This is a genomic window from Paenibacillus sp. P4_A7 (genome assembly GCF_056402455.1).
Genome location: NZ_JBFUHJ010000395.1, coordinates 1 through 5,389, shown reverse-complemented (window position 1 = coordinate 5,389; position 5,389 = coordinate 1). Strand labels below are relative to the sequence as shown.

Below are 5,389 nucleotides of genomic sequence, written 5' to 3'. Positions count from 1 at the left end.
GGTTCTTATTAACCCGCCGCGTCCAAAGCTGAATTTGAATGAGCTGCCTTCACCGCATCGTTTTCAGGAGGATATCGCTAATTTAGGAAGCCGAGTCGTTTATTTCGAGACAAGCCGAGGCTGTCCATTTAGCTGTCAGTTCTGCCTATCCAGCATCGAGGTTGGCGTTAGATACTATGATATGGAGCGAACAAAAGCGGATATTTTGTATTTAATTGAAGCAGGGGCGAAGCTGATTAAGTTCGTGGACCGTACCTTTAATATTAAACGTGACTATGCGCTTGAGATTTTTCACTTCTTGATTGAAAATCATGGAGGCTGCGTATTCCAATTTGAAATTACAGCCGATATTATGCGACCTGAAGTGCTGGATTATTTGGCGGAGCACGCGCCTCCTGGTATTTTCAGATTTGAGATCGGCGTACAATCTACGAATGATCCAACTAATGAAGCGGTTCAGCGTCGTCAAAACTGGTTGAAGCTTGTCCGTACGGTATTGAAAGTAAAAAACTCAGGTAAAATCGATCAGCATCTGGACTTAATTGCCGGATTGCCATTAGAGAACTATGATACATTCCGTGGAACGTTCAATGATGTATTTGAGCTTCGTCCCGAGGAGCTGCAGCTCGGCTTCCTGAAGATGCTTCGTGGTACTGGACTGCGTCGTGAGGCCGACAAATGGGGCTATATTTATATGGATAGATCGCCGTATGAAATGCTTGGAAACGACTTGATGCCATTCAGTGATATCGTTAGCATTAAGCGAGTGGAGGATGTGCTGGAAAAATATTGGAATGCGCATCGGATGGATCATACCTTGCTTTATTTAGTCGATCGAGTGTTTCCATCGCCATTTGATTTCTTCCAATCGTTTGGGGATTTCTGGGAGCGCAGCGGCTGGCAGAAGATCGGACATCAGCTGGAGGATCTATTCTCAAGACTGTGGGCTTTTCTGGGGTCACTGCCACCAGCAGAAATCGATACAATCGGTTCGCTTCCGTTAACAGTTAACGATTCATTTGAGAAGATTGTATCTTTTGACGAAGTCATTTCAACTGCCGGAAACCGATTAGACGCTGAAGTTGTGCTCGGGCTGATGAAGTATGATTATTTTCTCAATCATAACTATAAGCCGCGCAAAACATGGTGGGAGTTCACGATGGATAAAGCGATATGGAGCGGCTGGATGCGTCGTTTAGCTGAACGCCCTGCTGATGTATCGGAAGAATTCGCAGCATTGCGGTTTGGCGAGAAGGAGCTTCACAAGCATGCGGTTATTGAGAAGCTTCCTTTCGATTTGGCAGCATTCCTAGCAACTGGAGAGATTAATAAAGAACGTCACACCTTACTCGTTGTGCTTTATGCTCTGGAAGCTGGCAGCAACAAACCGAAGCCTAAGCCGTTTATGCTAACGATTGAAGCGGAAAGTGAAGTTCTTCAAGAAAAATAGTAAAGCAAGAATATTGAGAAAAAAGGCTGACCCTCGGTAGAAAATTCTACTTTGGAGTCAGCCTTTTTTTAGTATAAGAAAATGTAAGATGGGTGAATGAATTAGCTTGAAAAAAGGGTTTGGTCCTATTGAGCAGGAACAATACTTCTAAGTATAGTCATGCTACCGGAAAGCTCATAACTACCCAAGTTTGCAGGAAGAAGGAAGCTTTCTCCAGCTTTCAGGGATTGCTCGCCATCCTCCCACTTTAACTGGCCTTCACCTTCAGCAACGACAAGAATGACGAAGCTCTCTAGTGAGGTAGACAGCTGCCAAGGAGCAGATACGATCCCTTTCTCAACGATAAAATAGGGCGAAGAAGCAATCGTCAGCCATTGTCCAGCTACAGCATTATCTGTTTTCATACGCTGAGCACCAGCGCCATTATAAGCGATAACATTGAGCGAATCCTCGATGTGAAGCTCGCGCATTTGACCATCAAGTCCTGGTCGATCGTAGTCATGCAGACGGTATGTAGTATCAGAGTTTTGCTGGATCTCAGCAACAACAACACCTGAGCAGAGTGCGTGAACGGTACCAGCCGGGATATAGAATGCGTCGCCAGCTTCAACAGTTACTTCCTGCAACGTATCCATAATGCGTCCTTCGTTAATGGCAGCTTCCATAGATGTACGGTCGATTCCATCTTTAAGGCCATAGATGATTTTCGCACCTGGCTTAGCGTCAAGAATATACCACATTTCAGTTTTACCCAACTCGCCTTCTGGAAGCCCTTCGTAAGCGTCAGTAGGATGTACTTGAATCGAGAGATCATCATTGCAATCAAGCAATTTGATCAGAAGCGGAAAGCGGCCCTTTTCGGAATAGCCCTGCGTACCAAACCATTCGCGTCCGTAAGTCTCGCGAATGTGGTCAAGACCAACACCAGTAAGCTCGCCGTTCATTACTTTGGTCGTACCGTTTGGGTGATCGCCGATCATCCAGCCTTCTCCGATCGAGCCTTCAGGCAGCTCAAGGCCAAATGCTTCGAGCGCTCTACCTCCCCAAATGCGTTCTTTCATTTCTGGCTTGAATTGTAATGGATATGGTTTTACTGTCATCTTTTGTTTCTCTCCCTTGTGAAAAAAATGATAGGTACAGTACTTGCTCCTTTAAAGCTATCTTTTCTCTGCAGCAATTAGATAAGGTGCTGCAGGGCGCTGCGGTTGACGGTATGTAACCGTTTGTGCCACCGACTGCGGAAGTTGAGCGGCCCACGCCTCGACTGTGGCTGCTTCTTCTGCGCCGCCGGGATGCCCCGGGTATAGCACACACGTAATAATACCGCCAGGACGCAGCAGCATAGTTGCTGCGTCCAGCGCGGCTATCGTTGTTGCGGATTCGGTTATGACCGATTGATCATCACTTCCTGGTAAGTAACCGAGATTAAACATCACGGCAGCTACTTTTCCTGCAGAAAGTGGATCGATCCACTCAGCCATCTGAGCGTGATTGGCTAATATAAGCTTTACTTCAGCAAGCTTTTCAGAGGAGCTTGTGAGCAATCGTTCCTTCGTGCGCTTAAGCGCATCCTGCTGTATGTCGAAGGCGTATACAATGCCCTTGTGGCCTACGAGCTCCGCTAGAGCGAGTGTATCGACGCCCCCGCCAGCGGTTGCGTCGATTACGATATCACCACTCGAAGTTCGCTCAGCAATCCATTTATGCGCCATGCTTAATACCGATAGAAAGCCCATATCACACCTCCGGCTGACAAAGCTTGCCTTGCCATGTGTTGCGTCTGCGCAGCTCGTCGTCAAAGGCGTTCAGCACTACCCATTTCTTGAGACTCCACATTGGTCCGATCAAGAGATCACGCGGAGCGTCGCCAGTTAGACGATGAACAATCATCTCGGGCGGTAGAAATTCAAGCGTATCGACGATCAGCTTCACATACTCATCCTGTTCTAAAAACTGCAGGAGTCCAGCTTCATACTGCCGAACCATAGGCGTCTTGCGCATAAGGTGAAGCAGATGGATCTTGATTCCTTGCACATCCATTTTGGCTACTGCGCGGCCGGTATCAAGCATCATTTCATGTGTTTCCTGCGGCAAACCGTAAATGATATGTGCACAAACGCGAATTCCTCGTGCGCGCAATCTTTGAACGGCATCAATATAGCATGCGGTGTCATGAGCTCGGTTTATAAGTACAGAAGTTGATTCATGGACCGTTTGCAGACCCATCTCAACCCATAAATAGGTACGTTCATTCAGCTCCGCTAAATAATCGACAACATCATCGGGCAAACAGTCAGGACGAGTAGCGATGGATAAACCGACAACACCGGGCTGTTGCAAAATGACTTCATAATATTCGCGAAGCTCTTCAACTGGCGCATACGTATTGGTATAAGCTTGGAAATAACCGATATATTGTGCTTCAGGCCATTTCTGATGCTGACGATCACGAATATTGTTGAACTGGGTGACGAGATCATCTCTTCTGCTGCCAGCGAAGTCTCCTGAGCCTCTTGCGCTGCAAAATGTACAGCCGCCTTTTGCTATAGATCCATCGCGATTGGGACAAGTAAAGCCTGCATCAAGCATGACCTTAAATACTTTGCCTCCAAATTGCTCGCGCATTTCATAATTCCATGTATGAAATCGTTTATCGCTCCAAAGCATTGGCTGCTCAGACGACGTGTGTAAATCGAGCATTGGTTTTCCCCTTCTTTCAAGACGTACACTCCTTATTTTATCGAAAAACGAGCCAAATTACCATGTTTGATCTAGGGTTCTATCAGGAACGTTCGGAAATCGCATTATTTGGAAATTATTTTTGAAAAATACAATTTTGGGCTTGTGTAACCTTACATGAAGTGTTATATTAAAAGTGCGACAAAACAACAAAAAAACCTAACACAGCCTATACGTACCAGAATACATGAAACGTTGCTTGTCTGGAATTCGGTTAAATAAATCGATGAGGTGATATGAGATGAGTACTATCGCTAAAATACCACATGGTGACGAAACAGTTAAGGTTGAATTGACCGTTAAAGAATTGATGGCTCTGACGGGTGTTCGTTTTCACAATAATCATAGTGTAGAAGTTTCGGCCCGCAAGAAGCTTAATGAAGTGCTTATAGGAACATACCAGAACGAGCAGGAAGACAACAGCGCGATTCCATATCAGCTGCTGCTATAAGTTCGACATAAACCATACACAAATTCAAGCCGTTATGCCGGGAGGCAGCGGCTTTTTATTTTGTATGAATACGGACCCCCTTTACAACGCATCCATTGTTGGGCACAATAAGGACTAGCTGAAATATTGGAGGAATACCGAATATGCGTCTAAGAGGAAGAAAAGGAATACGTGAAAGCTTGGAAGGCCAACCGGAGCTAGTGATACTTGATGCTGCTCCCCACAAAGGAAAATGGTCTGAATTTTTCGGGAACGACCAGCCAATTTATGTAGAGCTTGGAATGGGGAAGGGTCGTTTCATTAGTGAAATGAGTGCTCGTTATCCACATATAAACTTTATTGGTGTCGACATGTATGATGAGCTGCTTCGCCGCGCAAGTGAGAAGGCACGTATCATTTGGGAACAAAAAGGTGAGAAGCACCCGCCTAATCTCGCATTGCTGCGGGCAAATATTGAAGGGATAGAAACCATGTTTGCTCCAGGTGAAATCGAGCGAGTACATCTTAACTTCAGCGATCCATGGCCAAAAAGCAAGCATGCCCGCCGCAGGCTGACACATCCGCGCCTAGTCGCAAAGTATATGGAATTGCTTAACGAGCGTGGGGAAATTCATTTTAAGACGGATTCACAATCCTTATTCGAGTTTTCATTAAACAGTTTTGCTGAAATGGAGCTTATCATGCGAAACATTTCACTTCATTTACACAAAGAAGGTCCCCGTGAGGACCTCGTGTTTACTGAATATGAG

6 protein-coding genes are annotated in these 5,389 nt (G+C 45.8%); 3 read left to right on the top strand and 3 right to left on the bottom strand.

What is annotated here, in order from left to right; all coding sequences use genetic code 11:
* A partial coding sequence (locus AC1DWN_RS27185) for a B12-binding domain-containing radical SAM protein (RefSeq protein ID WP_477562013.1) occupies window positions 1-1,450 on the top strand: 1,450 nt, incomplete at its 5' end.
* A gap of 125 nt (window positions 1,451-1,575) precedes the next feature.
* On the opposite strand, the gene AC1DWN_RS27180 is transcribed toward AC1DWN_RS27185, so the two are convergent.
* Genes AC1DWN_RS27180 through mnmL form a run of 3 tightly spaced genes read right to left on the bottom strand, consistent with a single transcriptional unit; the run spans window position 1,576 to window position 4,150 of the window.
* Window positions 1,576-2,550 (bottom strand): type I phosphomannose isomerase catalytic subunit, encoded by a 975-nt coding sequence (locus tag AC1DWN_RS27180; protein WP_477562012.1) that lies wholly within the window; start codon window positions 2,548-2,550, stop codon window positions 1,576-1,578.
* Window positions 2,551-2,607: 57 nt separating this feature from the next.
* Entirely contained in the window at window positions 2,608-3,186 is a 579-nt protein-coding gene (mnmM, locus tag AC1DWN_RS27175) for a tRNA 5-(aminomethyl)-2-thiouridylate-methyltransferase MnmM (RefSeq protein ID WP_477562011.1), read from the bottom strand.
* 1 nt (window position 3,187) lies between these two features.
* The gene (mnmL, locus tag AC1DWN_RS27170) at window positions 3,188-4,150 is read right to left on the bottom strand and encodes a tRNA modification radical SAM protein MnmL/YtqA (protein ID WP_477562010.1); all 963 of its coding nucleotides are present in this window, start codon (window positions 4,148-4,150) and stop codon (window positions 3,188-3,190) included.
* A 280-nt stretch (window positions 4,151-4,430) separates the two neighbouring features.
* Between mnmL and AC1DWN_RS27165 the strand changes: the two genes are divergently transcribed.
* Complete coding sequence (locus AC1DWN_RS27165) at window positions 4,431-4,640, top strand: hypothetical protein (protein ID WP_477562009.1); 210 nt, start codon at window positions 4,431-4,433, stop codon at window positions 4,638-4,640.
* 143 nt (window positions 4,641-4,783) lie between these two features.
* Window positions 4,784-5,389: tRNA (guanosine(46)-N7)-methyltransferase TrmB (gene trmB, locus AC1DWN_RS27160; RefSeq protein ID WP_477562008.1), on the top strand; the 606-nt coding region annotated here is incomplete at its 3' end.